Raw genomic sequence first — 23,952 nt, 5'->3', positions numbered from 1 at the left:
CAGGAGGAGACGGGCTCAGAGGCCCAGTTTCTTCTCCAGGTAGTGGATGTTCACGCCACCCTGCTGGAAGTAGCCGTCACGCACCAGGTCCTTGTGAAGGTCGGTGTTGGTCTTGATGCCTTCCACCAGCAGCTCGTCCAGGGCATTGCGCATGCGGATCAGCGCCGTCTCGCGGTCCACGCCCCAGGTGATCAGCTTGCCGATCAGCGAGTCGTAGTGGGGCGGCACCGTATAGCCGGTATAGACGTGGGAGTCCATGCGCACGCCGAGCCCGCCGGGCGGGTGATAGAGGGTGACCTTGCCGGGGGAGGGCATGAAGGTGCGGGCGTCCTCGGCGTTGATGCGGCACTCGAAGGCGTGGCCGCTCAGCTCCACCTGCTCCTGGCTGATCGAGAGCGGAAGCCCGGAGGCGATGCGCAGCTGCTCGCGCACGATGTCGACACCGGTGACCATCTCGGTGACCGGGTGCTCGACCTGGACCCGGGTGTTCATCTCGATGAAGAAGAACTCGCCGTTCTCGTAGAGGAACTCGAAGGTGCCGGCACCGCGGTAGCCGATGGTGATGCAGGCCTCGCGACACGCCTCGAGGACCTTGGCGCGGGCGGTCTCGTCGATGCCGGGCGCCGGAGCCTCCTCGATCACCTTCTGGTGACGGCGCTGCAGCGAGCAGTCGCGGTCATAGAGGTGGATGGCGTTGCCCTGGCCGTCGGCCAGCACCTGGATCTCCACGTGGCGCGGGTTCTCGAGGAACTTCTCCATGTAGACGGTGCCGTCGCCGAAGGCCGAGTGGGCCTCGGTGCGGGTGACGTTGACCGCCGAGAGCAGGTGCGCCTCGGTGTGCACCACGCGCATGCCGCGCCCGCCGCCGCCGGCGGCGGCCTTGATGATCACCGGGTAGCCGATGCGCCGGGCCACGGCGAGGATCTCGCCCTCGTCGTCGCCCAGGGGGCCGTCGGAGCCGGGCACGGTGGGCACGCCGGCCTTCTTCATGGACTCGATGGCGCTGACCTTGTCGCCCATCAGGCGAATGGTCTCGGCGCGCGGACCGATGAAGGTGAAGCCGGAGCGCTCGACCTGCTCGGCGAAGTTGGCGTTCTCGGAGAGGAAGCCGTAGCCCGGGTGGATGGCGCTGGAGTCGGTGACTTCCGCGGCGCTGATCAGCGCCGGGATGTTCAGGTAGGACTGCGCCGAGGAGGCCGGACCGATGCACACGGCCTCGTCGGCCAGGCGTACGTGCATCAGTTCACGGTCCGCCGTGGAGTGGACCGCCACCGTCTTGATGCCCAGCTCCTTGCAGGCGCGCAGGATGCGCAGGGCGATCTCGCCGCGATTGGCGATCAGAACCTTGTCCAGCATGATGAATCCGCCAGTTGATGAGTGAGGAAGACGCGGGAGACGCTCAGGCGATGACGACCATCGGCTGGTCGAACTCGACCGGCTCGCCGTCCTCGACCAGGATCGCCTCGATCACGCCGTCACGATCGGCCTCGATCTGGTTCATCATCTTCATCGCCTCGACGATGCAGATGGTCTCGCCCTTCTTGACGCTCTGACCGATCTGGACGAAGGCCTTGGAGCCCGGCGCCGGTGAGCGGTAGAAGGTGCCGACCATCGGGGAGTTGACGCTATGGCCTTGGAAGGCGGGCTCAGGGTCGGCGGCGGCCTCGGCGGGCGCTGCCGCGGCCTGGGGCGCCGGCTGGGGGGCGGCCGCGTAGGGCTGGGACGCGGGCTGCTGCCAGCTAGTGCCGTTGGGGTGGCGGCTGATGCGAACCGACTCTTCCCCTTCCTGGATCTCGATCTCGCTGATGTTGGACTCTTCGAGCAGTTCAATCAGCTTCTTGACCTTGCGGATATCCATGACGTTGTCTCGACCGGTGGGGTTGGGGTGGTGATCCGGGGTGCTGTCAACCCCGGCCAACTTGCAATAGATCGCGGCAAGATAGCGTGTCTTGCGGCCTCTATTGACCATGAAGGAGCAGTGGAAGCGGAGTCTGCCGAAAATCGGCCGGGATGTCCAGCCGTGGGGGAACACTGTTCGACCGCGATCCCCCGGGAGCCGTGGGCTCAGCCCCTTCGGCTCCCCAGCCAGTCCAGCACGCCTTCGAGGTGGCTGGCAAGTTGGGGGGCGTCGACCTCGCCCTGGACCCGGGCGTCGCGCAGCTCCTGGCCGTCGTCGAAGAACAGCAGGCTGGGCGGGCCGAACAGCCGGAAGTGCTCGAGCACCTCGCGACTGGCGGCGTTGCTCTCGGTCACGTCGACGTTGATGCGCCGGAAACTCGCCAGCTGCCCGGCCACCTCGGGCGCCGGATAGACGCTGCGCTCCATGACCTTGCAGGAGATGCACCAGTCGGCGGTGAAGTTGACGAAGGCCGGCGCGTCGCTCTCGGCGAGGGTCGCCTCGAGGGTCGCCAGGTCCTGAACGGTGGTGATGGGCTGGGCGGAGGCGGGGGCGCTTTCCGTGGCGGTGCCCGAGGGCGTCGCGGTGACAGCCAGCGGGCGCAGCGGGTCCTCGCCGCCGCGGGAGGCGCCGATCACCAGGGCGATGCCCCAGATCAGCAGCATCAGGCCGCCGGCCTGGCGGACCCGCGGCCAGCCCTGGGCCTGGTTGACGGTCAGCGCGCCCAGCGCCAGAGCGCTGCCGATGGCGAGACCCGCCCACAGCAGCAGCGCGACGCTGCCCGGCAGCAGGCGCTCGACCAGCCAGATGGCGACCCCCAGCAGCAGGATGCCGAAGGCGGTCTTGACGCCGTTCATCCAGGCGCCGGAGCGCGGCAGCAGGGTGGTGCCGAAGGTGCCGACCAGCAGCAGCGGCACGCCCATGCCGAGCGCCAGGGCGAGCAGTGCCGCGCCGCCCATCAGCGCATCGCCGGTGGTGGAGATGAACACCAGGGCGCCGGCCAGCGGGGCAGAGACACAGGGCGAGACCACCAGCACCGACAGCGCGCCGGCCAGTGCCAGGCCGGCGGGGCCGCTCTGCTGGGCGCGCGCCTGCCAGGCGTCGATGCGCCCCGAGAGCGACGACGACAGGCGCAGGTTGAAGGCCCCGAACATGGCCAGGGCGAAGAGCGTGAAGAGCAGCGCGAAGGTGATCAGCACCGGCGCCGACTGCAGGCGCGCCTGCAGGTTCAGGCCGGCACCGAACAGCCCCATCAGCACACCCACGGCGGCATAGGTCAGCGCCATGCCGCCCACGTAGCTAGCCGAGAGGGCGAAGGCGCGAGCGCGCGTCGGGTGCTGGCCGACGATGATCGAGGAGAGGATCGGCACCATGGGCAGCACGCAGGGCGTGAAGGTCAGGCCGAGGCCGGCGAGGAAGAAGAGCCCGAGCACCAGCGGCAGGCTGGCCTCGGCCATCAGCGAGCGGAAGCGGCCGTCCTCGCTGGTGGGGGCGAGGCTCGGTGCGTCGTTGGCCGTCGCGGACGAGGCCGCCGCGGGGGCGGCGTCGACCTGGGAGGCCGCGGGCGCGGAAGCCTCGGCGTTCGGCGTCCAGGCGGCGAAGCGGGCCGGGGCCTCGCCCTCGCGAGCGGTGAGCTCGACCCGCTCCGGCGGGTAGCACAGCCCCGCATCGGCGCAGCCCTGGAAGGTCAGGGTCAGATCCAGCGGGCCCTGGTGGCCCGGCGACAGCGCGCTCTGAAAGACCACGCTGTCGTAGAAGACGTTGACGTCGCCGAGGAACTCATCGCTCTTGGCCTCGCCCGGGGGCAGCGCCGGCTCTCCCAGCGTCAGGCCCTCGGTCGCGGTCACGACCTCGAACTGGTGGCGGTAGAGGTAGTAGCCGTCGGCGTTCTCGAAGCCGACGTAGAGGGTCTCGCCGTCATGCCAGGCGCTGGGCTGGAAGGCCTCATGCACCGGCAGGAACTGGGCCTCGTCATCGTTCTGGGAGAACCATTGGGCCTGGGCTCCCAGCGGCAGCAGCAGGGTGATCAGCAGGGCGAGTCGCAGGACGATCGGCACGGGACTTCCTTGATGGCGGTGAGCGGTGGTCGTTTGGCGCGATTTGACCCCGAGCGCTGGGCCGGGTTCCCCATCGGCGGCATGGCCGTCCGCCTGCTAGGATATCGCAGTATCAGGAGGGTGTTGATGGCATCCTCGCCAGGAGGCTGCGCCGTATTGTCGCGCCGCCGGAAGCTCTCATCTTCAAGGAATCCCGAACATGGCGTTGACGCAAAAGGGTGCCGCCAGGCGCCGCAAGCGGACCGAGGAACTGGAGCGCCCGGCCTATGGCTGGATCTGGAAGCCGCTGCTGACGCTGCTGGTGATCTACCTGGCGGTGTGCGTGGGGCTCGGCATCTGGTGGAGCCGCACGCCGGCGCCCTTCGACGTGGAGCAGGCGGTCGCCGAGCAGCGCGGCGCGGCCGCCCAGGCGCCCGCCTCCCGGGGCGCGGTGACCGTCGCCGGCCTGATGACGCTGGTCGAGACCCTGCTCGAGAAGCCGGGCGGCTACCTGCGCAACGACATCGCCCCGCCCGGGGTGTGGCTCGACAACATGCCCGCCTGGGAGCTGGGCGTGCTCACCCAGGCTCGTCGACTCTCGGTGGCGCTGCCGGCCATGGAGCAGGCCGACCTGCCGGCGCTCGAGGCCGCGCAGCAGCGCCTGGCAGGCGACAGCGGCGACTGGCTCTATCCCTCCACGGAGCAGCGCCTGAACCAGGCCCTCGAGGCCCTCGACGGCTACCTGCAGGCCCTCGACGAGGGCGGCGAGGCCGCCTTCGGCGACCGAGGGCAGGGGCTCACCGCCTGGCTCGAGGCGCTCACCCGCTCCCTCGACGACCTGGGGCTGCGGCTGTCGGCCAGCATCGGCCCCCGCGTCGAGCTTCGCGACCTGGACATCGACGCCGAGGCGCTGCCCGCGCGCACCCCCTGGTACCGGGTCGACGACGTCTTCTTCGAGGCGCGCGGCCAGGCCTGGGCCATGCTCCACCTGCTGCGGGCGGTAGAGCGCGACCAGGCCGACGTGCTGGCCGCGGCCGGCCTCGAGGCGCGCTGGGAGGCACTGGTCGCCGAGCTCGAACTCAGCCAGCGCCGACTGTGGAGCCCGCTGGTGCTCAACGGTTCGGGCTTCGGCCTCTTCGCCAACCACTCGCTGGTGCTGGCCAACCACATGATCCGGGCCCGCGACCTCTCCCGGACCCTCGCCGAGCAGCTCGCGGCGGCGACCCCGGCCGATGGTGGGTCGGGCGGCGCCGATGCGTCGGGCACCGATGCGCCGGTCGAGGGAGAGGGTGCCGCCGATGGCGGGGCCGATGACGATGCCGTGCCTCCCGTCGAGCCGCCCGCCGGTGAGCCGGCGTCCGACGCCGCCGCGGAGGCAGAGGCGTCCGCCAGCGAGGCCGATGCAGCCGCCGCGGCCGAGGCGGGATCAGCGGCGGAAGCCGATGGCGAGGCAATGGCCGGTGATCAGGCCGAGTCCGAGGTCGCCGACGGGGCTGCCGATGAGAGCGAGCCGACGGACGAGGCGGCCGGCGAGGGCGCTGGCAAGCCCGAGAGCGAGCTCGAGACGGCGCCGGCCGCCGAGGACTCGCCGTCAGACGCGACGGCGGAGGACGAGGCGACTGGAGACGACTCGGCCGTCGAGGCGCCGCAGCAGTAGGGCGGCGCCACCACCCGGCAACGAAGACGGGCCGCCCCAAGGGGCGGCCCGTCTCGTTGGGCGGCACTGGTGCCGCCGGGCATGATGCGCTCTGGCGATCAGGCCTTGTCGTGGGCGGCCACGGCCTTCTCGATGGCCTTGCAGGCGGCCTCGGAGCCTTCCCAGGACTCCACCTTGACCCACTTGCCCTTCTCGAGATCCTTGTAGTTCTCGAAGAAGTGGGCGATCTGCTGGCGCAGCAGCTCGGGCAGGTCGGTCACTTCGTGGACGTCGTCATACAGGCTCGAGAGCTTGGGGTGGGGCACGCAGACCAGCTTGGCGTCCTCGCCGGCCTCGTCGGTCATGTTGAGGATGCCGACCGGGCGGGCGCGGATGATGGCGCCGGGCTGGACCGGGTAGGGGGTGACCACCAGGGCATCCAGGGCGTCGCCGTCATCAGCCAGGGTGTGCGGGATGAAGCCGTAGTTGGCCGGATAGAACATCGGGGTGGCCATGAAGCGATCGACCAGCAGGGCGCCCATGTCCTTGTCGATCTCGTACTTGATCGGCGAGTGGTTGGCCGGGATCTCGATCGCCACGTAGATGTCGTTGGGGAGATCCTTGCCGGCGGGGATGTTGTCGAAGTTCATCGTCGCTTCCTTGGGTTGGCAATGCTAGTGCGGGGCGAATCGGAATGGTGGAAAAAATCCGCCGAATTATACGAAGCCGGCGCGGTGATTACCAATCGGCCATAGGTGGCACGTCGCCTCATCCGTCGATGGGCCAGGCGTGTAAGCAGGGTGTATCATGGGACCCCGATGGAAGGCGTCGGCCACCGGCCGGCGGATCGCGTCGTTTGCGAGGAGAACGCCTTGACCCCCCTGCACCTGTCGCTGAGCTACGGCCAGGCCTTCGTGGCGCCCGATCGGCGTCGGCATCGCAGCTCCATGTCGGTGCGCCTGCCCGAGCCCCCGCTGCTCTCGGCCAAGGGCGCCTGCGCCCTGATCAGCGACTCGACCTCGCGCAACACGCTGGCCAAGCAGGCCGGCGATCTCAGCGTCAAGGGCTTTCTGGCCGACTACTTCTCCACGCCGGACCACTGGGACGTCAAGGCCTCGGCGACCCGGGTGCTGCGGGCGCTCAACGCCTGGTGCTTCAGCCAGAATCACCGGATCTCGGACGGCAGCTACGTCTCCTCGCTCTCCGCCATGGTCTTCCGCGGGCGGGAGGCGCACCTCTTCCACATGGGCGACACCGTGGTGTTCCGCCTGCGCGGCGCCGAGTTCGAGCAGCTCTCCCGGGATCACGTCACCGACCTGGGCGGCTATCGCTACCCCTCCCGGGCCATGGGCATGGACAGCGGCCTGGAGATCGATTACGCCAGCCTGCCCCTCAAGCAGGGCGACATCTTCCTGTTCACCACCCAGGCGGTGCAGGGCACGCTGATGCCCTCGGACTACGTGCGGCTGATTCGCGAGGACGTCAGCGACCTGGATGCCGCCTGCGAGCGGCTGGCCGCCGCGGCCCGCGACCGGGCCCAGGAGCGCGGCTACGGCAGCGACCAGTTCTGCTTCCAGCTGGTGCGCATCGACGGCCTGCCCGACGCCGCCGAGGATCAGCCCGGCCGGGTCTACGGCGACCTGCCGATCCCCCCGGAGCTGGCCCCGGGGGAGCGCCTCGACGGGCTCGAGGTGCTGTCGGTGCTGTCGCGCACCGCCCAGTCGCGGGTCTATCACGTGCGCGACGTGCACAGCGGGCGCGAGATGGTGATGAAGGCCCCGAGCCCCGAGCTCTCGAGCCGCAACGCCTACCTGGAGCACTTCCTGCTCCAGCAGTGGGTGGTGGAGCGCGTCAACTCGCCCTTCGTGGTGCGGATCATGGAGTCGTCGCGGCCGCGGCGCTACCTCTACTACCTGATGGCCCACGTGCGGGGCAGCACCCTGACCGAATGGGCCCGCCAGCACCCCCAGGCGAGCCTCGAGCAGCGCCTGGACATCGCCAACCAGTTGGGCAAGGCGGTGCAGGCGCTGCACCACCGCGACCTGCTGCACCAGCGCATCCACCCGGACAACGTGCTCATCGACCTGCACGGCCAGGTGGTGCTGGCCGACTTCAGCGCCTGCCACCTGCGCGACGTGGACGGCCACCGCCGCTCCCGGGGGCTGGTGCGCCAGCTCGGGCTCACCGAGCACAGCGCCCCGGAGTATGCCCTGGACGATCAGGTCGGACGGCGCAGCGACCAGTATTCGCTGGCCTCGACCATCTACTGGCTGCTCACCGGCGAGCTGCCCTACGCCCTGGCGCCCCACCGGCTGCGCAGCCACACCGACCTCGAGCAGCTGGCCTACCGCAGCGCCCGCACCCTCAACCCGGAAGTGACGGTCGCCCTGGACGACGCCCTGCGCCGCGCCCTGGATCCCCAGCGCGCGCTGCGCTTCCGGCGCATGTCCGAGTTTCGCCGCGCCCTGCGCCCGCCCCGGGAGGCGGACGGCGGCGGGCGCCGCCCGGGGGAGCGGGCGAGCTTCTGGCAGGGGGTGGCGGGGATCCTGCTGCTGCTGCTGGTGCTCTCCTGGCTGCTGAGATAGCCCGGCGAGCCGTCGCCTGGCCCGACACGATAACGCCCCCGGGATGGCCTGTCCCGGGGGCGTTTTTCGCAGGGCGCCTCGCGCGATGCGCCTAGATCGTGAATTCCGGCAGCTTGCGCTCGACCTTGGCCAGCTTCAGGCGCGCCACCTTGGGCAGGCCGTTCTCGAAGGGCGGGAAGTCCTCGCCCTGGATCAGCGGGGAAAGGTACCGGCGGCAGGCGTCGGTGATGCCGAAGCCGTCCTCGCGAATGAACTCTCCGGGCATGAACTTCTCGCGGTTGGCCACCTCGGCCAGCGGGGCGGCCTCGATGCGCCACTCGTAGGGCGCGTCGCTGACCCGCTTGATCGCCGGCATCATGGAGTTCTGGCCCGCGACGGCCAGCTCCACCGCCTTGTCACCCACCGCGTAGGCCTGGTCGACGTCGGTCTTGGAGGCGAGGTGGCGCGCGGCGCGCTGCAGGTAGTCGGCCACCGCCCAGTGGTACTTGTAGCCCAGGTCCTGCTTGACCATGCCGGCCAGCGTCGGTGCCACCCCGCCCAGCTGGCGGTGGCCGAAGGCGTCGGTGTTGCCGGAGTCGGCGAGGAAGGTGCCGTCCTCGTAGCGCGCGCCCTCGGAGACCACGATCACGCAGTAGCCGTACTCCTTGACGCAGGCGTCGACCCGGGCCATGACCGCGGCGCGATCGAAGGCGACCTCGGGGAAGATCACCAGGTGGGGCGGCTCGCCCTCGCCCTCGCCGGCGAGGGCCCCGGCGGCGGCGATCCAGCCGGCGTGACGGCCCATCACCTCCAGCACGAACACCTTGGTGGAGGTGGCGCACATCGAGGCGATGTCCAGCGAGGCCTCCAGCGTCGAGGTGGCGATGTACTTGGCCACGCTGCCGAAGCCCGGCGAGTTGTCGGTGATGGGCAGGTCGTTGTCCACGGTCTTGGGCACGTGGATGGCGGTGAGCGGGTAGCCGAGCTTCTCGGAGAGCTGGGACACCTTCAGGCAGGTGTCAGCGCTGTCGCCGCCGCCGTTGTAGAAGAAGTAGCGGATGTCGTGCGCCTTGAAGACCTCGATCAGCCGCTCGTACTGGGCGCGGTGCGTCTCGATGTCCTTGAGCTTGTAGCGGCAGGAGCCGAAGGCGCCGCCCGGCGTGTGGCGCAGCGCCGCGATGGCCTCGTCGCTCTCCTGGCTGACGTCGATCAGGTCTTCGGTGAGGGCGCCGATGATGCCGTTGTGGCCGGCATAGACCTTGCCGATTTGGTCCGGATGGCGGCGGCAGGCTTCGATCACGCCGCAGGCGCTGGCGTTGATCACGGCGGTGACGCCGCCGGACTGGGCGTAGAAGGCGTTATGCTGGGCCATGGAGCTTACCTGTTCCTGATGCGTCGGGGATGGCGAAAGCCGCAAAGTCTAGCCGAAAGTGGCAGGAGCTGCATCTGCGTGCCGCTCGGGCCCAACTCGCCTTGGGCCTCCCGGGCGACGGTGGCCGCTGGAGCGGCCCGACGGCGGCATGCTAGGCTCGCGCAGATCGCGCCGCGGCCGGCGGCACCCTGAGTTCCCGGAGACTGCATGCACCTTCACATCCTCGGCATCTGCGGCACCTTCATGGGCAGCCTGGCGCTGCTCGCCCGCGAGATGGGCCTCACCGTCAGCGGTTCGGATGCCAACGTCTATCCGCCCATGAGCACCCAGCTGGAGGAGGCCGGCATCGTCCTGTGCGACGGCTACTCGGCCGACAACCTATCGCCGCGCCCCGACCGGGTGGTGATCGGCAATGCCCTGTCGCGGGGCAACCCCGAGGTCGAGGCGGTGCTCGACCTCGGCCTGCCCTACGTCTCCGGCCCCGAGTGGCTGGCCGAGCGGGTGCTGCCGGGGCGGCGCGTGATCGCCGTGGCCGGCACCCACGGCAAGACCACCACGGCGAGCCTGCTGGCCTGGCTGCTGGAGTCCGCCGGCCAGGCGCCGGGCTTTCTGATCGGCGGGGTGCCGCGCAACTTCGGCGTCTCGGCGCGCCTCGGCGCCGAGGGGGCGCCCTTCGTGGTCGAGGCCGACGAGTACGACACGGCCTTCTTCGACAAGCGCTCCAAGTTCGTCCACTACCGCCCACAGATCGCCATCCTCGGCAACCTGGAGTTCGACCACGCCGATATCTTCCCCGACCTGGCCGCCATCGAACGGCAGTTCCACCACCTGGTGCGCACCGTGCCGGGTCGCGGCCGGCTGCTGGTGGCCGACGGCGAGCCGGCGCTGGATCGGGTGCTCGAGCAGGGCGCCTGGACGCCGGTGGCGCGTTTCGGGGAGGCCGCGTCGAGCCCCTGGCGGCTGGAACTCGAGCGCGAGGACGCCTCGCGTTTCCGGGTGGTCCACGAGGCCCGCGACGGGGCAGAGGAGGTGAACGAGGATGCGGTGGTCGACTGGTCGCTGACCGGCGCCTACAACGCCCGCAACGCCCTGGCCGCGCTGGCCGCCGCCCACGCCTGTGGGGTCGACCTGGCCCGCGGCGCCGCCGCGCTGTCGCGCTTCGCCACCCCACGGCGCCGCCAGGAGCTGCGCGGCGAGGTCGCCGGCATCGCGGTGATCGACGATTTCGCCCACCACCCCACGGCGATCGCCGCCACCCTGGAGGGCCTGCGCGCCGCCACGCCGCGCGGCCGGCTCTTGGCGGTGATCGAGCCGCGCTCCAACACCATGCGACTCGGCACCTTGCGCGACCGCCTGGCGGCGAGCGTGGCCGCCGCCGATGCCACTTTCTGGTTCCAGCCGCCGGGGCTCGACTGGTCGCTGGCCCCGGTGCTCGAGGCGAGCCCGGTGCCGGCCCGGCTCTACGAGGACCTCGACGCCCTGGTCGCCGCGCTGGTCGCCGAGGCGCGGCCGCTGGACCGCATCGTGGTGATGTCCAACGGCGGCTTCGGCGGCATCCACGACAAGCTGCTGGCCGCGCTGGAGGTCGCCCATGCCGAGTAAGCCGAGTAAGCCGAGTGAGCCGATCGAGCCCAGAGGGGCGAGCACGCTGCGCGAGCCCGTCACGGTGGCCCTGACCGGGGCCTCCGGTGCCCAGTACGGACTGCGACTGATCGAGGCGCTGGTCGCGGCCGAGCACCGGGTCTGGGTGATGATCTCCAAGGCCGCCCACCTGGTGATCGCCACCGAGACCGACGAGGAGCTGCCGGCGCGCCCGGAGCGGCTCGCCGAGGCGCTGACCGCGCGTACCGGCGCGGTGCCCGGTCAGATCCGCTGCTTCGGCCGCGAGGACTGGATGGCTCCGGTGGCCTCGGGCTCGGGGGCGCCCTCGGCCATGGTGATCTGCCCCTGCTCCACCGGCACCCTCTCGGCGGTGGCCACCGGCGCCAGCAACAACCTCATCGAGCGCGCCGCCGACGTCGCCCTGAAGGAGCGGCGCCGGCTGATCCTGGTGCCCCGCGAGACGCCCTTCTCGGCGATCCACCTGGAGCACATGCTCTCGCTGACCCGCATGGGCGCGGTGATCCTGCCCGCCGCGCCGGGCTTCTACCACCAGCCGAAGCGCCTCGAGGACCTCGTCGACTTCATCGTCGCGCGCATCCTCAACCAGCTCGGCATCGAGCACCGCCTGATGCCCCGCTGGGGCGAGTAGGCCGGCCCGGGCCACGGAGCGCCCTGCATGCCGGCGTCATGCCGATCCGCCATATTGGGCGGGTCGCGGCCACAAGGATGTCTTCCCCATATGATTCCGCTCTCCGTCCTCTCGGTGTTCGTGCCGACCTTCCTGCTGGTCTCGCTGACGCCGGGCATGTGCATGACGCTCGCCATGGTGCTGGGCATGACCCAGGGGGTGCGGCGCACGCTGTGGATGATGCTCGGCGAGCTCGCGGGCGTGGGGCTGGTGGCCTTCGCCGCCGGGGCCGGCGTGGCCGCGCTGATGCTGCGCCAGCCCGAACTCTTCGCGGTCTTCAAGTGGCTGGGCGGCGTCTACCTGGGCTACCTGGGCGTGATGATGTGGCGCTCCCGCGGCGGCATGGCCATTCCCGAGACCCTCGAGGCGGGCCCGCCCGCCGCCCGCGGTCAGCTGGCCCTGCAGGGGCTGGTCACGGCGGTGGCCAACCCCAAGGGGTGGGCCTTCTTCGTGGCCCTGCTGCCGCCCTTCCTGGACGCCGCGCGGCCGCTGGCGCCCCAGCTCGCGGCGCTGATCGCGGTGATCCTCGTCATCGAGTTCCTCTGCCTGCTGCTCTATGCCACGGGCGGCCAGACCCTGCGGCGGCTGCTCGGCCGGCGCGACAGCGTGCGCCTGCTCAACCGCGCCGCCGGCACGCTGATGGTCGGCGTGGGCCTGTGGCTGGCGCTGGGCTGAGCCGGGGCTAGAACGGCGGCAGCCAGGCGATCCGCGCGGCGACCAGCGCCAGCGAGGCGATCCCCAGCAGCTGCCAGGGGCAGGGGCGCAGCGTCGCCCGCGGCTGGCGCTGCCAGGCGAGCTGCACCAGGGCGCAGACCACCAGGCCGAGCAGGGCGCCGCCGATCAGGTCGCTCAGCCAGTGCACCCCGACCACCAGGCGCGACAGCGCCATGGGCAGGATGGCGGCGATCGCGGCCCAGTAGGCCAGGTAGCGTCGCCCGGGCGGCAGCTCGCGGCTGACGAAGGCCGCGGCCATGCCGAACAGCACCACCGCGGTGGAGGTGTGGCCGCTGGGGTAGGAGAAGGAGTCGGCGAGGTGCTCCGGCGTCATGGGGCGGATGCGGCCGATCGCCGCCTTGCCCAGGGTGTTGAGCAGCGCGATGCCCAGAAGGCCGCCAGCGAGGTGCCAGAAGGCCGCCCAGTGGCGCCGCCAGACGAGCCAGAGGCCCCAGGGCAGCACCAGCGCCAGCACGCCGACCAGGTCGCCGGCCCGGTCCAGCGCCTGGCCGATGGCGTCGAGGCCGGGCAGTGCGAGGCCCCGCATCAGCGCCTCCAGGCGGGTGTCCATGGCCAGCGGCGCATCGTGATGGAGGACCACCAGCGTCCAGGCGGAGAGGGCGGTCAGCGAGAGGATCAGCAGCAGCCAGGAGGCGAGGGGCGGCTCGACGTCGTGGGGCGGCGAGAGCCACCGCCAGAGCCGCCGGCCGAAGGCGCTGCGCCGCGCCCAGCCGATCAGCCCGCGATAGGCCGGGCCCTCGCGGGTCACCAGGTGGCGCACCCAGGAGAAGATCACCGCCAGCACCACCACCAGCACGCCCAGGCCGACCAGCCACGCCTCCAGCCCCTCGGGCAGCGCCACCAGCCGCTGCCAGGTGCGCCCCAGCACGTAGCCCGGCAGCACGTAGGCCGGCGCCCACAGCGCCGCCGAGATCAGGTTGGCCCACAGGAAGGCGCGGGGCGACATGCGCAGCATGCCAGCGATCAGCGGTACCACCGGCCTCACCGGCCCCACGAAGCGGCCCAGCAGGACCGAGAGCGAGCCGTGTCGCTGGAAGAAGCGTGCGCCTCGGGCCAGCCACTCCGGGTGGCGCGACAGCGGCCACTGGGCGGTGACCCGCTCGCGCTGGTGATAGCCCAGCAGGAAGCTCAGGCCGTCGCCGATCACGGCGCCCACGAAGGCGGCGAAGATGGCCGTGATCACAGCGAGCTCCTGGTGGCCGGCCAGGGACGCGGCGGCCGTCATCAGCACCACGCCGGGGACCAGCAGCCCCACCAGGGCGAGGGACTCCACCAGGGCGATGGCGGCGATGATCAGCAGCAGCAGCCCCGGGGAGGGTGCCAGCTGGAAGAGGGTGTCGGCGAGGTTCACGTGACGCTCCGTTGTCGTGGCGCGGCGGCCGCTCAGCCGGCGGCCAGCGACTGGCTGCTGGCCTCCAGGCGCTGCTCGAAGTGCGGCCAGGCTTCGCCGGCCCGCGGCCGGCACAGGCGCAGCCGCAGCTCCATCGGGCCGGTGTCCATCAGGGTGATCTGCTCGAGCGCCTGCTGGAGGCGGTGCTGGACCAGCAGGGCGCCGCTCTCGCTGGTGTCCGGCATCACCAGCCAGAAGTCCGCCGGGCCCTCCCGGCCCAGGATGTCGTGATCGCGGCTGCGGCTGGAGACCGCCTGGCAGAGGGTGTCCAGCAGCGCCTGTCGCGCGCCCTGGCCAAACTGTTCGCCGGCCATGTCCAGCTGGGGCAGGTGCATCAGCAGCACCCCCAGCGGCTGGCCGAGCAGCGCGGCGCGCTCGACCTCGCTTTCCAGCAGCTCGTGCAGGGTCTCGCGGCCGGTGGCCGCGCACTCGGCGTCGCGGGGATCGGTGGCCCTGAGCAGGGCGTGCTGGCGGGCCTGCTCCCAGGGCACCAGCGCCGCCACGGCCACCAGGCTCAGGTAGCCCAGCAGCATCTGCCCATCGAGCTGACCGTTGCCGAGCAGCGCCAGCCACACCGGCGTCAGCGCCAGGTTGAGCAGCATGGCCGGGGCCAATGGCAGCAGCAGCAGGGTCAGCACCGGCGGCAGGCCCACCCACAGCGCCGGCAGGCCGGACTGGCGGGGCAGCTCGACGGCGATCAGCAGGTAGCCGCAGATCAGGGCCAGGTAGGCGGCCAGCCGCGAGTGCTCCTCGCGGGTCGCACTGAGCAGGGTGGCGACCACCATCAGCAGCGAGAGGGCGGCGGGCAGGGGGATGCGCTGGTATTCGCCCATCAGGTAGAGCCACAGGGCCATGCCCAGCAGCAGCAGCGCGCCGCCGGCATGCCACAGGGCAAACAGGCGCGAGGAGTGGCGGTAGTGCTCATGCATCGGGCGTCTCCCCGATCACCGCGAGGCCCGGCGGCTGGTGGGCCAGGGCTCGGCGTTCCTCCTCCAGCGACGCGAGGGCGCGCAGGGGGACGGCCCGGCCCGGCCCGCGGGCCTCCAGGGAGCGCCACAGCAGCGCGCGACGCTCGGCGGCCTGGTCAGGGTCGCGGCTGGTCAGCAGCGCCGCCAGCGTCGTGGCATCGAGCCGGTAGCAGTGCTCGAAGCCGTGGGTCAGCCAACACAGGCGCTGGGCCAGCCGCCAGCAGCGGTGGCGCGGCGCGTGAAGCAGCAGCAGCTCGGCGTGCACGCCCTCGCGCTGGCTGCGCTTGCGCTCCAGGATCAGGTCGTCGGGCAGCCGCTCGCCGGGCCACAGCGGCAGGCCCGGCACCAGGCGGGCGCGGCGCAGGGCGCTCTGGCGTCGGGCTCGCAGGTCCAGCGCCCGGGACAGGCCGAGCAGCATCAGGGCCGCGAGCAGCAGGCCGCTCAGCACCCACTGCTCGAGGCCCAGCAGGTCCCTGAGCGGCCACCAGGTGGCGAGCGCCAGCAGGCTGCCCAGCATCAGCACCCAGCGGGGCTGGGGCAGCATCAGCAGCATGGCCCAGGCCCACAGCCAGGTGACGTGGCGGCCGGGCTCGCCCCACAGCAGCGCCGCCAGCAGCAGGCTCGGCAGCAGCTGCCAGGGCAGGGTGGCGGGGCGGCGGTGGTCGAAGGTCAGCAGCAGGGCGGTGATGGCGAGCCAGGCCGCGGCCAGCCAGATCAGCAGGGTGTCGGTCAGGGTCGGCGTGTAGGCGGCCAGCAGCGCCATCAGCACCGCCGCGATCAGCAGGTTGCCGCGCAGCAGGACGCTTTTGTACTTGGTCTGCATGGTGGATTAGTATGATTCCCTTCCCGGTTTTCGGCACAGTATAACCCCGGCCCTGCCCTTGTCGCGGCGGTGCCGCCCCCCAGGAGAGACGCATCGGCATGACAGATCAAGCCTCCCGCTCGGATCGCGAGACCGCCACCGCAGAGATCGCGGACGTCGACACCTACATGGAGCGCCTCGGGCAGGGCGCCCGCGAGGCGGCGACCCGCATGCGCCGGGTCGACACGGCGGCCAAGAACGCCGCCCTGCTGGCCATGGGCGAGGCCCTCGAGCAGGCCCGCGGCGAGGTGCTGGCGGCCAACGCCCGCGACCTGGCCCGCGGCCGCGAGAGCGGCCTCGATGCGGCCCTGCTCGACCGCCTGGCGCTGGACGAGTCGCGCCTCGACGCGATGATCGAGGGGCTCGCCCAGGTGGCCGCGCTGCCGGACCCGGTCGGCGAGATCGACGGGCTGCGCTCGCGCCCCAGCGGCATCCAGGTCGGCCAGATGCGCGTTCCCCTGGGCGTCATCGGCATCATCTACGAGTCGCGTCCCAACGTGACCCTGGAGGCAGCAAGCCTGTGCCTGAAGTCGGGCAACGCGGCCATCCTGCGCGGCGGCTCCGAGGCCCGCGAGTCCAACGCCGCCATCGCCGCCTGCATCCGCGCCGGTCTCGAGCGGGCCGGCCTGCCCGAGGCGGCGGTGCAGGTGGTGGCCACCACCGATCGCGCCGCCGTGGGCCGGCTGATCAGCATGCCCGAGTACGTCGACGTGATCATCCCGCGCGGCGGCAAGTCGCTGATCGAGCGCATCACCCGCGAGGCGCGGGTGCCGGTGATCAAGCACCTCGACGGCGTCTGCCACGTCTACCTCGACGCCAGCGCGGATACCGACAAGGCGCTGGCCATCGCGGTCAACGCCAAGACCCAGCGCTACGGCACCTGCAATACCATGGAGACCCTGCTGGTCGATGCGCCGCTGGCCGAGGCCCTGCTGCCGCGGCTCGCCGCCGCCTATGCCGAGCATGGCGTCGAGCTGCGCGGCTGCGAGCGGACCCGGCAGGTCCTCGGCGACATCGCCGCGGCCACCGAGGCGGACTGGGCGGCCGAGTACCTGGCGCCGGTGCTGGCGATCCGCGTGGTCGACGGCATCGATGCCGCCATGGCGCACATCGAGCGTTACAGCTCGCGGCATACCGATGCCATCGTCACCGAGAACTACACCCTGGCGCGACGCTTCCTGGCCGAGGTCGACTCCAGCTCGGTGATGGTCAACGCCTCCACCCGCTTCGCCGACGGCTTCGAGTACGGGCTGGGCGCGGAGATCGGCATCTCCACCGACCGCCTGCACGCCCGGGGCCCGGTGGGCCTCGAGGGGCTGACTACCCGCAAGTACGTGGTGCTCGGCGACGGCCAGGTGCGCCAGTGAGCGAGGCGGGGCTGCCGGCTCGCGTCGCCGAGGTGTCGACCCCGCCACGCCTGGCGATGCTCGGCGGCACCTTCGACCCGGTCCACCTGGGGCACCTGCGCAGCGCCGTGGAGCTTCGCGAGGCGCTGGCGCTCGATCGCGTGCACATGATCCCCGCGGCCATGCCGCCGCTGCGCGGCGAGCCGCGGGTCTCGCCCGACGAGCGCCTGGCGCTGCTGCGCCTGGGCATCGGCGACACGCCGGGGCTGCTGGCCGATCCCCGGGAGCTCGAGCGCGACGGCCCCTCCTACAGCGCCGACACCCTGGCCTCGCTGCGCCGCGAGGTCGGCGAAGAGGCGCGGCTCGTCATGGCGCTGGGGCACGATGCCTTCCTGCGCCTGGCCGACTGGCACGAGCCCGAGCGTCTCTTCGCGCTGGCCCACGTGGTGGTGATCGATCGCCCGGATCATGAGGCGGCGCTGCCGGCGGCGCTCGCAAGGCTGCTGGCCGGGCGCGAGGTCGAGTCGGGCGAGGCGCTGATGGCCGCGCCGGCCGGAAAGCTCCTGCGCCTGCGGCTGCCCTCGCGCATGGCCATCTCGGCCACCGAGGTGCGCCGGCGCCTGGCGGCCGGGCGCAGCGTTCGCTACCTGCTGCCCGAGCCGGTGGAGGCACGCATCCTCGCACGCGGACTCTATCGGCCTCGCTGATGGCTGGCCCTGGTCCTTGGCATGGCTGAGTGCTGCCCACCGGCGCGTCGAGTCGGTACAATGGGGGTAACGATTTCTCGCTGACCAAGGGCAGATACGAAGGGCTATGCATATCGACGCACTCAAGACTCTGGTGGTAGACGCACTGGAGGACCTCAAGGCCCAGGACGTCGCCGTCCTGGACGTCTCACGACTGACCAGCGTGACCGATCGCATGGTGCTGGCCACCGGCACCTCCACCCGCCACGTGGCGGCGCTGGCCGATACCGTGGTGCAGGCGGCCAAGGACGAGGGCCTGGCGCCGCTGGGCGTCGAGGGCGAGAACGGGGCCGACTGGGTGCTGGTCGACCTCGGCCAGCTGGTGGTTCACGTGATGCTCCCCGAGACGCGTCAGCTCTACGACCTCGAACGGCTCTGGGCCGACCTGCCGAGCGACGCCGAATCCCGGGCCGAGCAGGGCTCATGAGGGTCCGCCTGCTGGCGGTGGGCACCAAGATGCCCGACTGGGTCGATCGCGGCGTCGAGGAGTACCGCAAGCGCCTGCCCCGCGACTTCGCCCTGGAGGTGGAGGAGATCGCCCCGGGACAGCGCGGCAAGAACGCCGACGTGGCGCGGGCCATGGCCGCGGAGGCCGAGCGCATCCGCGCCCGCCTGCGGGGCAGCGAGCACCTGGTGGCCCTCGAGGTGGGCGGCAAGCCCTGGAGCACCGAGCAGCTGGCCCGCGAGGCCGACGCCTGGCGCCTCGAGGGGCGCGACGTGGCGCTGCTGGTGGGCGGGCCCGACGGCCTCGAGCCCTCGCTCTCGGCCAGCGCCGACCAGCGCTGGTCGCTCTCGCCGCTGACCCTGCCCCATCCGCTGGTGCGCATCCTGCTCGCCGAGCAGCTCTATCGGGCCTGGACCCTGCTGGTCGGCCACCCCTATCACCGCTGACGGCGCGCCGCACCGGGCCGCGCTGACGGTGCGATTCTGCAAGCCGCCGAGGTCCGTTCGTGAACACCGCCGAAGGCTCTAAGCGTCATCATTTCGAGGGCATTACCTAGCATGCGTCGCCGCCGCGATACCCTGAAGAATCCGGAACAGGAGCTGCGCGTGTTCCGCATGCGATCGCTGCTGGCCGTGCTGGTGGTGCTGGTCCTGACGGGGCTGCTGGGCGGGCGGCTCTTCTACCTGCAGGTGGTGCAGCACGAGGTCTACAGCACGCGCTCCGAGAAGAACCGGGTGCGGGTGGAGCCGCTGCCGCCGACCCGCGGCCTGATCTACGATCGCAACGGCAAGCTGCTGGCCGAGAACCGACCCACCTACAACCTGACCCTGGTGCGCGAGCGGGTCGACGACCTGGACGCCACCCTGGCCCTGCTGGTGGAACTGCTGGAGCTGCCCGAGGAGGAGGCCGAGGCCTTCCGGGTGCGTTCGCGCCAGCGCCAACGCCCCTTCCAGCCGGCGCTGTTGATGAGCGACCTCGACGAGGCGCAGATCGCCCGCCTGGCGGTCAATCGCCACCGCCTGCCCGGCGTCGAGGTCGAGGCCCAGCTGCTGCGCTACTATCCTGACGCCGAGACCATGGTGCACGCCCTGGGCTACGTGGGCCGGATCAACGCCGAGGAGCTGGCGGGGCTGGATTCGGGCAACTATGCCGGCACCCACTTCATCGGCAAGAGCGGGGTGGAGCGCTTCTACGAGGACGAGCTGCACGGCCAGGCGGGGCTGCGCAAGGTCGAGACCAACGCCCGCGGGCGGGTGCTGCGCGAGCTCGGCCATACCGATCCCGTGCCCGGTCGCGATCTGACCCTGACGCTGGACAGCGAGCTGCAGAAGCTCGCCGTGGAGCTGCTCGACGGACGCCGCGGCTCGATCGTCGCCATCGCGCCGGCTACCGGCGAGATCCTCGCCCTGGCCTCGGTGCCGGGCTTCGACAGCAACCAGTTCGTCACCGGCATCGACGTCGCCTCCTATCGGGCGCTGCAGGAGGACCTGGATCTGCCGCTCTACAACCGCGCCATCCGCGGCCACTATCCGCCGGGCTCGACCATCAAGCCGTTCATGGCCATCACCGGCCTCAAGGAGGGCGCGATCACGCCGGGCGAGGTGATCTACGATCCCGGCTACTTCCAGCTGCCCAACGACTCGCGGCGCTACCGCAACTGGCTGCGCTGGGGGCATGGCCGGGTCGACCTGGAGCGGGCGCTGGCCGTCTCCAACAACACCTACTTCTATTCCCTGGCCCATGAGCTGGGGATCGACCTCATCCACGAGAACATGACCGCCTTCGGCTTCGGCGAGCGGGTCGCCCACGACGTCCAGGGGCAGAGCGATGCGCTGATGCCCTCGCGCACCTGGAAACGCGGGCGCTTCAACCAGCCCTGGTACCCCGGCGAGACGCTCTCGGTGGGCATCGGCCAGGGCTACCTGCAGGTCACGCCGCTGCAGCTCGCCACCGCCACGGCGGTGCTGGCCAATCGCGGCGAGTGGGTCAAGCCGCGCCTTGCCCAGCGCATCGGCGACCGGGAGCTGCCGGTCGAGCTGCCCGATACGCCCCCGGACATCGAGCTCGGCAACGAGGCCTGGTGGGACAGCGTCTACGCCGGCATGGAGAAGGTCGTCTCGGGCCGCGAGGGCACGGCGCGTCGCATCGGCAGCGACCTCGAGTACCGCATGGCCGGCAAGTCCGGCACCGCCCAGGTCTTCTCGCTGGGCCAGAACGAGAAGTACAACGCCGACGAGCTCAAGGAGCGACTGCGCGACCACGCGCTGTTCATGGCCTTTGCGCCGGTGGAGGAGCCCGAGATCGCCGTGGCGGTGATCGTCGAGAATGCCGGGGGCGGCAGCACCCATGCCGCCCACCTGGCCAAGGCGATGACCGATGCCTGGCTGCTCGAGGATGAGGCCCCGGACAGTGACGAGGTGCGCGAGGCGCTGGAGCGCGAGGACAATCGCGTGGCGGGAGACTGACGGATGATCTGGAGCGAACTGACGCGTGGCCTGCGCAGCCACCCCGTGAAACCCTCGCTGAGCGGCATCGCCCGGCGCCGCAGCCTGTGGGAGCGGATCCACCTCGACCCCTGGCTGCTCGGCATGCTGCTGCTGCTGATGCTGGCGGGCCTGGTGGTGCTCTACAGCGCCAGCGGCCAGCGCTTCTCGGTGGTCACCGCCCAGGCGATCCGCTTCGGCGTCGCCCTGGTGGTGATGGTCGGGCTCGCCCAGCTCTCCACGGCGACCCTGCTGCGCTGGACGCCGCTGGTCTACGTGGGGGGGCTCGGCATGCTGGTGGCCGTGGAGCTGATCGGCGACATGGGCATGGGGGCCCAGCGCTGGCTGGTGATTCCCGGCGTGATCCGCTTCCAGCCCTCGGAGCTGATGAAGCTCGCCATGCCGATGATGGTGGCCGCCTGGCTGAGCCGCCAGGTGCTGCCGCCGCGCTGGCGCGACCTGGTCGTGTGCGCGGTGATCATCGGCCTGCCGGTGGGGCTGATCGCCCGGCAGCCCGACCTCGGCACCTCCTTGCTGGTGGCGATGGCGGGGGTGCTGGTGGTGGTGCTGGCGGGGCTCTCCTGGCGCTTCATCTTCTTCTGCGGGGCCCTGGCGGCGGCGGCGCTGCCGCTTTTGTGGATGAACCTCCACGACTATCAGCGCCAGCGCGTGCTGACCTTCCTCGACCCGGAGAGCGACCCGCTGGGTGCCGGCTGGAACATCATCCAGTCGACCACCGCCATCGGCAGCGGCGGCTTCTGGGGCAAGGGCTGGCTGCAGGGCACGCAGTCTCAGCTGGAGTTCCTCCCCGAGCGTCACACCGACTTCATCGTCGCGGTGCTGGGCGAGGAGTTCGGGCTCGTCGGGATGCTCGCCTTCCTGGTGCTCTACCTGCTGATCGTCGGGCGCGGGCTGTGGCTCGCCGGAGCCGCCCAGGAGACCTTCGGCCGGCTGGTGGCGGGCAGCATCATCCTGACCTTCTTCATCTACGTCTTCGTCAACGTGGGCATGGTCAGCGGCATCCTGCCGGTGGTCGGCGTGCCCCTGCCGCTGGTCAGCTATGGCGGGACCTCCAGCGTGACCTTGATGGCCGGTTTCGGTATTCTCATGGCCGTGAATGCCCACCGCCGACTGCTGCCGCGCTAGGCGGCCGACACGACTCAGGGAGAGCTGCGATGACGGTGTCGTCACCACAGGGAACACGCTGGAAGGCCTGGCTGGCGGGAGGGCTGCTGGCGCTGGGCGCCGCCGGCTCGCCGGCGGCCGATTTCGATCCCCAGGGCCACGCCGAGGCGCGCCGGCTGGTGGAGGAACTCGCCGGGCAGGGCATCGACCGCGACTGGCTCGAGGATGCCCTGCAGGCGGCCGAGTACCGCCCGTCGGTGCTCGACGCCATGAGCGGCGCCGCCGAGCGCCGACTGACCTGGCCCGAGTACCGCGCGATCTTCCTCGACGAGGCGCGCATCGCCAACGGGGCGGCCTTCATCGAGGCCCACGCCGAGGCCTTCGCGCGGGCCGAGGCCGACTTCGGCGTGCCGCCGGCGGTCATCGCGGCGATCCTCGGCGTCGAGACCCGCTACGGGGAGGTCACCGGCCGCCATCGCGTGCTCGACTCGCTGTCGACCCTGGCCTTCCACCACCCGAGCCGGGGCGACTTCTTCCGCGGCGAGCTGGCCGCCTTCCTGGCGATCGCCTTCGAGCAGCAGCGCGCGCCGGGCAGCCTGACCGGCTCCTACGCCGGGGCCATGGGCTACCCCCAGTTCATCCCCACGAGCTACCGCGCCTACGCGGTGGACTTCGACGACGACGGCCTGCGCGACCTCTGGACCAATCCGGTGGACGCCATCGGCAGCGTGGCCAACTACTTCGCCGAGCACGGCTGGCGCCCGCAGGCCCCGATCTATCACGCGGTCGAGGGGCCGGCGACGCCGCCCGAGGGCATCACCTTCAATCGCGCCGCGCGCCCGCCCGCGGTGGCGGCCGCCAGGCTCGCCGAGGCGGGGCTCGCGGTGCCGGACGCGCTGGGCGACGAGCATCGGCTGCTGCCGGTGGCGCTGGAGGACGGCGAGGGCGGCTGGCGCTACGTGCTCGGCGAGCACAATTTCTACGTGATCACCCGCTACAATCACAGCCACCTCTACGCCATGGCGGTGACGGAGCTGGCCGAGGCGATCGCCGAGGCGCGCGGCCGCAAGCCCGGCTGGCTCGAGGCCGCCGATACCCAGTCCGAGGAGGCCTCATGAGACGCGTCCTGGTGATCCTGAGCCTTGCCTCGCTGCTGGCCGGCTGTGCCGGCAGCGGCGGCCCGCGGCCCGCCTCCGTCGAGCCGGCCGACTCGAACGCCTCGGCCTCGACCCAGGGCGGCGAGCGCTATGCGCTCGCCGGGGACGCCTACCCCGAGGATCCCCCGGATGTCGCCCAGGTGCCCGATGCCGTGCCGCAGCGCGAGCCGCGCTCCCGGGGCGGCAACAAGTCCCCCTACGAGGTGTGGGGCAAGCGCTACGAGGTGATGGCGGATGCCAGCGGCTACCGCCGCGAGGGGCGGGCCTCCTGGTACGGCGAGAAGTTCCACGGCTACGCCACCTCCAACGGCGAGATCTACGACATGTACAAGATGAGCGCCGCCCACCGCTCCCTGCCGCTGCCGAGCTTCGTCCGGGTCACCAGCCTCGACAACGGGCGCTCGGCGATCGTGCGGGTCAACGACCGCGGCCCCTTCCACAGCGAGCGGGAGATCGACCTCTCCTATGCCGCGGCCGCGCGCCTGGGCATCCTCGAGCAGGGCACCGGCCGGGTGCGCGTGGAGGCGATCGACGTGGAACGCTGGCTCGCCAGGCGTGGCGGTGACCCCGAGCCCGCGCCCACCGAGGACGCGGCGACGTCGCGTCCCGCGGGGGCAAGCGACGCGCCCCGGGTCGCTCGCCAGGAGCCGGCGGACGGCGTCTTCCTGCAGGTGGCCGCCCTGGGGTCCGAGGAGGGGGCCCGGGCGCTGCAGGCGCGCCTGGAGGCGGAGATCGCCCGCCCGGTGCGCGTGGCCAGCGCCACGGGCCTGCACCGCGTTCAGGTCGGCCCGCTGGATCCCTCCGGGCAGGTGGCCCCGGTCCGTGAGGCCTTGCGCCGGGCCGGCTTCGCCCAGGCCTTCATTGTCGATGACGCCGACTGAGTCGGCGTCCCCTTGCGTA

Annotated in this window: 21 protein-coding genes; 13 read left to right on the top strand and 8 right to left on the bottom strand. The window is 71.5% G+C overall.

Features of this window, described 5'->3' with window-relative positions:
• Nucleotides 1-15 precede the first annotated feature (15 nt).
• From accC to dsbD, 3 genes are all read right to left on the bottom strand, one after another.
• The gene (gene accC, locus C9F13_RS02305) at nucleotides 16-1,356 is read right to left on the bottom strand and encodes an acetyl-CoA carboxylase biotin carboxylase subunit (protein WP_108444618.1); all 1,341 of its coding nucleotides are present in this window, start codon (nucleotides 1,354-1,356) and stop codon (nucleotides 16-18) included.
• 43 nt (nucleotides 1,357-1,399) lie between these two features.
• Complete coding sequence (gene accB, locus C9F13_RS02300) at nucleotides 1,400-1,858, bottom strand: acetyl-CoA carboxylase biotin carboxyl carrier protein (protein ID WP_108444617.1); 459 nt, start codon at nucleotides 1,856-1,858, stop codon at nucleotides 1,400-1,402.
• 206 nt (nucleotides 1,859-2,064) lie between these two features.
• The gene (gene dsbD / locus C9F13_RS02295; RefSeq protein WP_108444616.1) at nucleotides 2,065-3,954 is read right to left on the bottom strand and encodes a protein-disulfide reductase DsbD; all 1,890 of its coding nucleotides are present in this window, start codon (nucleotides 3,952-3,954) and stop codon (nucleotides 2,065-2,067) included.
• A 199-nt stretch (nucleotides 3,955-4,153) separates the two neighbouring features.
• On the opposite strand from dsbD, the gene C9F13_RS02290 reads away from it, so the two are divergent.
• Nucleotides 4,154-5,590 carry a DUF2333 family protein gene (locus tag C9F13_RS02290; protein ID WP_211310884.1) on the top strand — a complete coding sequence of 479 codons (1,437 nt, stop codon included), beginning with the start codon at nucleotides 4,154-4,156 and terminating at the stop codon, nucleotides 5,588-5,590.
• A gap of 98 nt (nucleotides 5,591-5,688) precedes the next feature.
• On the opposite strand, the gene ppa is transcribed toward C9F13_RS02290, so the two are convergent.
• Nucleotides 5,689-6,219, bottom strand: a complete 531-nt coding sequence (gene ppa / locus C9F13_RS02285; RefSeq protein WP_108444615.1) for an inorganic diphosphatase — start codon at nucleotides 6,217-6,219, stop codon at nucleotides 5,689-5,691.
• 297 nt (nucleotides 6,220-6,516) lie between these two features.
• Between ppa and C9F13_RS02280 the strand changes: the two genes are divergently transcribed.
• On the top strand, nucleotides 6,517-8,154 hold the full coding sequence (locus C9F13_RS02280) for a bifunctional protein-serine/threonine kinase/phosphatase (RefSeq protein WP_245888713.1): 1,638 nt from the start codon (nucleotides 6,517-6,519) through the stop codon (nucleotides 8,152-8,154).
• A gap of 91 nt (nucleotides 8,155-8,245) precedes the next feature.
• On the opposite strand, the gene C9F13_RS02275 is transcribed toward C9F13_RS02280, so the two are convergent.
• On the bottom strand, nucleotides 8,246-9,505 hold the full coding sequence (locus C9F13_RS02275) for a 6-phosphofructokinase (RefSeq protein WP_108444613.1): 1,260 nt from the start codon (nucleotides 9,503-9,505) through the stop codon (nucleotides 8,246-8,248).
• 207 nt (nucleotides 9,506-9,712) lie between these two features.
• On the opposite strand from C9F13_RS02275, the gene mpl reads away from it, so the two are divergent.
• The 3 genes from mpl to C9F13_RS02260 all read left to right on the top strand — a co-directional run bounded on the left by mpl (nucleotide 9,713) and on the right by C9F13_RS02260 (nucleotide 12,470).
• Entirely contained in the window at nucleotides 9,713-11,107 is a 1,395-nt protein-coding gene (gene mpl / locus C9F13_RS02270; protein WP_108444612.1) for a UDP-N-acetylmuramate:L-alanyl-gamma-D-glutamyl-meso-diaminopimelate ligase, read from the top strand.
• Entirely contained in the window at nucleotides 11,097-11,756 is a 660-nt protein-coding gene (locus C9F13_RS02265; protein ID WP_108444611.1) for a flavin prenyltransferase UbiX, read from the top strand. Before mpl ends, C9F13_RS02265 begins: the two co-directional genes overlap by 11 nt.
• 90 nt (nucleotides 11,757-11,846) lie before the next feature.
• Nucleotides 11,847-12,470, top strand: a complete 624-nt coding sequence (locus C9F13_RS02260) for a LysE family translocator (protein ID WP_211310883.1) — start codon at nucleotides 11,847-11,849, stop codon at nucleotides 12,468-12,470.
• A gap of 7 nt (nucleotides 12,471-12,477) precedes the next feature.
• Here C9F13_RS02260 and C9F13_RS02255 read toward each other — a convergent pair whose 3' ends face one another.
• Genes C9F13_RS02255 through C9F13_RS02245 form a run of 3 tightly spaced genes read right to left on the bottom strand, consistent with a single transcriptional unit; the run spans nucleotide 12,478 to nucleotide 15,711 of the window.
• Nucleotides 12,478-13,881: a bifunctional DedA family/phosphatase PAP2 family protein gene (locus C9F13_RS02255; RefSeq protein WP_108444610.1), complete on the bottom strand. Its 1,404-nt coding sequence runs from the start codon at nucleotides 13,879-13,881 to the stop codon at nucleotides 12,478-12,480.
• A 32-nt stretch (nucleotides 13,882-13,913) separates the two neighbouring features.
• Nucleotides 13,914-14,849: a GGDEF domain-containing protein gene (locus tag C9F13_RS02250; RefSeq protein ID WP_108444609.1), complete on the bottom strand. Its 936-nt coding sequence runs from the start codon at nucleotides 14,847-14,849 to the stop codon at nucleotides 13,914-13,916.
• Nucleotides 14,842-15,711, bottom strand: a complete 870-nt coding sequence (locus C9F13_RS02245) for a hypothetical protein (RefSeq protein WP_108444608.1) — start codon at nucleotides 15,709-15,711, stop codon at nucleotides 14,842-14,844. Before C9F13_RS02245 ends, C9F13_RS02250 begins: the two co-directional genes overlap by 8 nt.
• A 98-nt stretch (nucleotides 15,712-15,809) precedes the next feature.
• On the opposite strand from C9F13_RS02245, the gene C9F13_RS02240 reads away from it, so the two are divergent.
• The 8 genes from C9F13_RS02240 to C9F13_RS02205 all read left to right on the top strand — a co-directional run bounded on the left by C9F13_RS02240 (nucleotide 15,810) and on the right by C9F13_RS02205 (nucleotide 23,933).
• The gene (locus C9F13_RS02240) at nucleotides 15,810-17,117 is read left to right on the top strand and encodes a glutamate-5-semialdehyde dehydrogenase (RefSeq protein ID WP_108444607.1); all 1,308 of its coding nucleotides are present in this window, start codon (nucleotides 15,810-15,812) and stop codon (nucleotides 17,115-17,117) included.
• Between the two features lie 56 nt (nucleotides 17,118-17,173).
• Nucleotides 17,174-17,803 carry a nicotinate-nucleotide adenylyltransferase gene (gene nadD / locus C9F13_RS02235; protein ID WP_108445319.1) on the top strand — a complete coding sequence of 210 codons (630 nt, stop codon included), beginning with the start codon at nucleotides 17,174-17,176 and terminating at the stop codon, nucleotides 17,801-17,803.
• A 106-nt stretch (nucleotides 17,804-17,909) separates the two neighbouring features.
• Entirely contained in the window at nucleotides 17,910-18,269 is a 360-nt protein-coding gene (rsfS, locus tag C9F13_RS02230; RefSeq protein WP_108444606.1) for a ribosome silencing factor, read from the top strand.
• Complete coding sequence (gene rlmH, locus C9F13_RS02225; protein WP_108444605.1) at nucleotides 18,266-18,733, top strand: 23S rRNA (pseudouridine(1915)-N(3))-methyltransferase RlmH; 468 nt, start codon at nucleotides 18,266-18,268, stop codon at nucleotides 18,731-18,733. Before rsfS ends, rlmH begins: the two co-directional genes overlap by 4 nt.
• Nucleotides 18,734-18,844: 111 nt before the next feature.
• Nucleotides 18,845-20,752: a penicillin-binding protein 2 gene (mrdA, locus tag C9F13_RS02220; RefSeq protein WP_108444604.1), complete on the top strand. Its 1,908-nt coding sequence runs from the start codon at nucleotides 18,845-18,847 to the stop codon at nucleotides 20,750-20,752.
• A gap of 3 nt (nucleotides 20,753-20,755) precedes the next feature.
• Nucleotides 20,756-21,916, top strand: a complete 1,161-nt coding sequence (gene rodA, locus C9F13_RS02215; protein ID WP_108444603.1) for a rod shape-determining protein RodA — start codon at nucleotides 20,756-20,758, stop codon at nucleotides 21,914-21,916.
• Between the two features lie 29 nt (nucleotides 21,917-21,945).
• On the top strand, nucleotides 21,946-23,013 hold the full coding sequence (gene mltB, locus C9F13_RS02210; protein ID WP_108444602.1) for a lytic murein transglycosylase B: 1,068 nt from the start codon (nucleotides 21,946-21,948) through the stop codon (nucleotides 23,011-23,013).
• Nucleotides 23,010-23,933: a septal ring lytic transglycosylase RlpA family protein gene (locus C9F13_RS02205; RefSeq protein WP_108444601.1), complete on the top strand. Its 924-nt coding sequence runs from the start codon at nucleotides 23,010-23,012 to the stop codon at nucleotides 23,931-23,933. Before mltB ends, C9F13_RS02205 begins: the two co-directional genes overlap by 4 nt.
• Nucleotides 23,934-23,952 lie beyond the last annotated feature (19 nt).

Source organism: Halomonas denitrificans, from assembly GCF_003056305.1.
Lineage (GTDB): Bacteria > Pseudomonadota > Gammaproteobacteria > Pseudomonadales > Halomonadaceae > Halomonas > Halomonas denitrificans.
This window is presented reverse-complemented; position numbering and strand designations above follow the sequence as displayed.

Excerpts from the sequence above, each read along its gene's own strand:
- accC (WP_108444618.1), bottom strand. The coding sequence starts at position 1,356 with ATGCTGGACAAGGTTCTGATCGCCAATCGCGGCGAGATCGCCCTGCGC.
- accB (WP_108444617.1), bottom strand. The coding sequence starts at position 1,858 with ATGGATATCCGCAAGGTCAAGAAGCTGATTGAACTGCTCGAAGAGTCC.
- C9F13_RS02290 (WP_211310884.1), top strand. The coding sequence starts at position 4,154 with ATGGCGTTGACGCAAAAGGGTGCCGCCAGGCGCCGCAAGCGGACCGAG.
- ppa (WP_108444615.1), bottom strand. The coding sequence starts at position 6,219 with ATGAACTTCGACAACATCCCCGCCGGCAAGGATCTCCCCAACGACATC.
- C9F13_RS02280 (WP_245888713.1), top strand. The coding sequence starts at position 6,517 with ATGTCGGTGCGCCTGCCCGAGCCCCCGCTGCTCTCGGCCAAGGGCGCC.
- C9F13_RS02275 (WP_108444613.1), bottom strand. The coding sequence starts at position 9,505 with ATGGCCCAGCATAACGCCTTCTACGCCCAGTCCGGCGGCGTCACCGCC.
- mpl (WP_108444612.1), top strand. The coding sequence starts at position 9,713 with ATGCACCTTCACATCCTCGGCATCTGCGGCACCTTCATGGGCAGCCTG.
- C9F13_RS02265 (WP_108444611.1), top strand. The coding sequence starts at position 11,097 with ATGCCGAGTAAGCCGAGTAAGCCGAGTGAGCCGATCGAGCCCAGAGGG.
- C9F13_RS02260 (WP_211310883.1), top strand. The coding sequence starts at position 11,847 with ATGATTCCGCTCTCCGTCCTCTCGGTGTTCGTGCCGACCTTCCTGCTG.
- C9F13_RS02250 (WP_108444609.1), bottom strand. The coding sequence starts at position 14,849 with ATGCATGAGCACTACCGCCACTCCTCGCGCCTGTTTGCCCTGTGGCAT.
- C9F13_RS02245 (WP_108444608.1), bottom strand. The coding sequence starts at position 15,711 with ATGCAGACCAAGTACAAAAGCGTCCTGCTGCGCGGCAACCTGCTGATC.
- C9F13_RS02240 (WP_108444607.1), top strand. The coding sequence starts at position 15,810 with ATGACAGATCAAGCCTCCCGCTCGGATCGCGAGACCGCCACCGCAGAG.
- nadD (WP_108445319.1), top strand. The coding sequence starts at position 17,174 with ATGCTCGGCGGCACCTTCGACCCGGTCCACCTGGGGCACCTGCGCAGC.
- rsfS (WP_108444606.1), top strand. The coding sequence starts at position 17,910 with ATGCATATCGACGCACTCAAGACTCTGGTGGTAGACGCACTGGAGGAC.
- rlmH (WP_108444605.1), top strand. The coding sequence starts at position 18,266 with ATGAGGGTCCGCCTGCTGGCGGTGGGCACCAAGATGCCCGACTGGGTC.
- mrdA (WP_108444604.1), top strand. The coding sequence starts at position 18,845 with ATGCGTCGCCGCCGCGATACCCTGAAGAATCCGGAACAGGAGCTGCGC.
- rodA (WP_108444603.1), top strand. The coding sequence starts at position 20,756 with ATGATCTGGAGCGAACTGACGCGTGGCCTGCGCAGCCACCCCGTGAAA.
- mltB (WP_108444602.1), top strand. The coding sequence starts at position 21,946 with ATGACGGTGTCGTCACCACAGGGAACACGCTGGAAGGCCTGGCTGGCG.
- C9F13_RS02205 (WP_108444601.1), top strand. The coding sequence starts at position 23,010 with ATGAGACGCGTCCTGGTGATCCTGAGCCTTGCCTCGCTGCTGGCCGGC.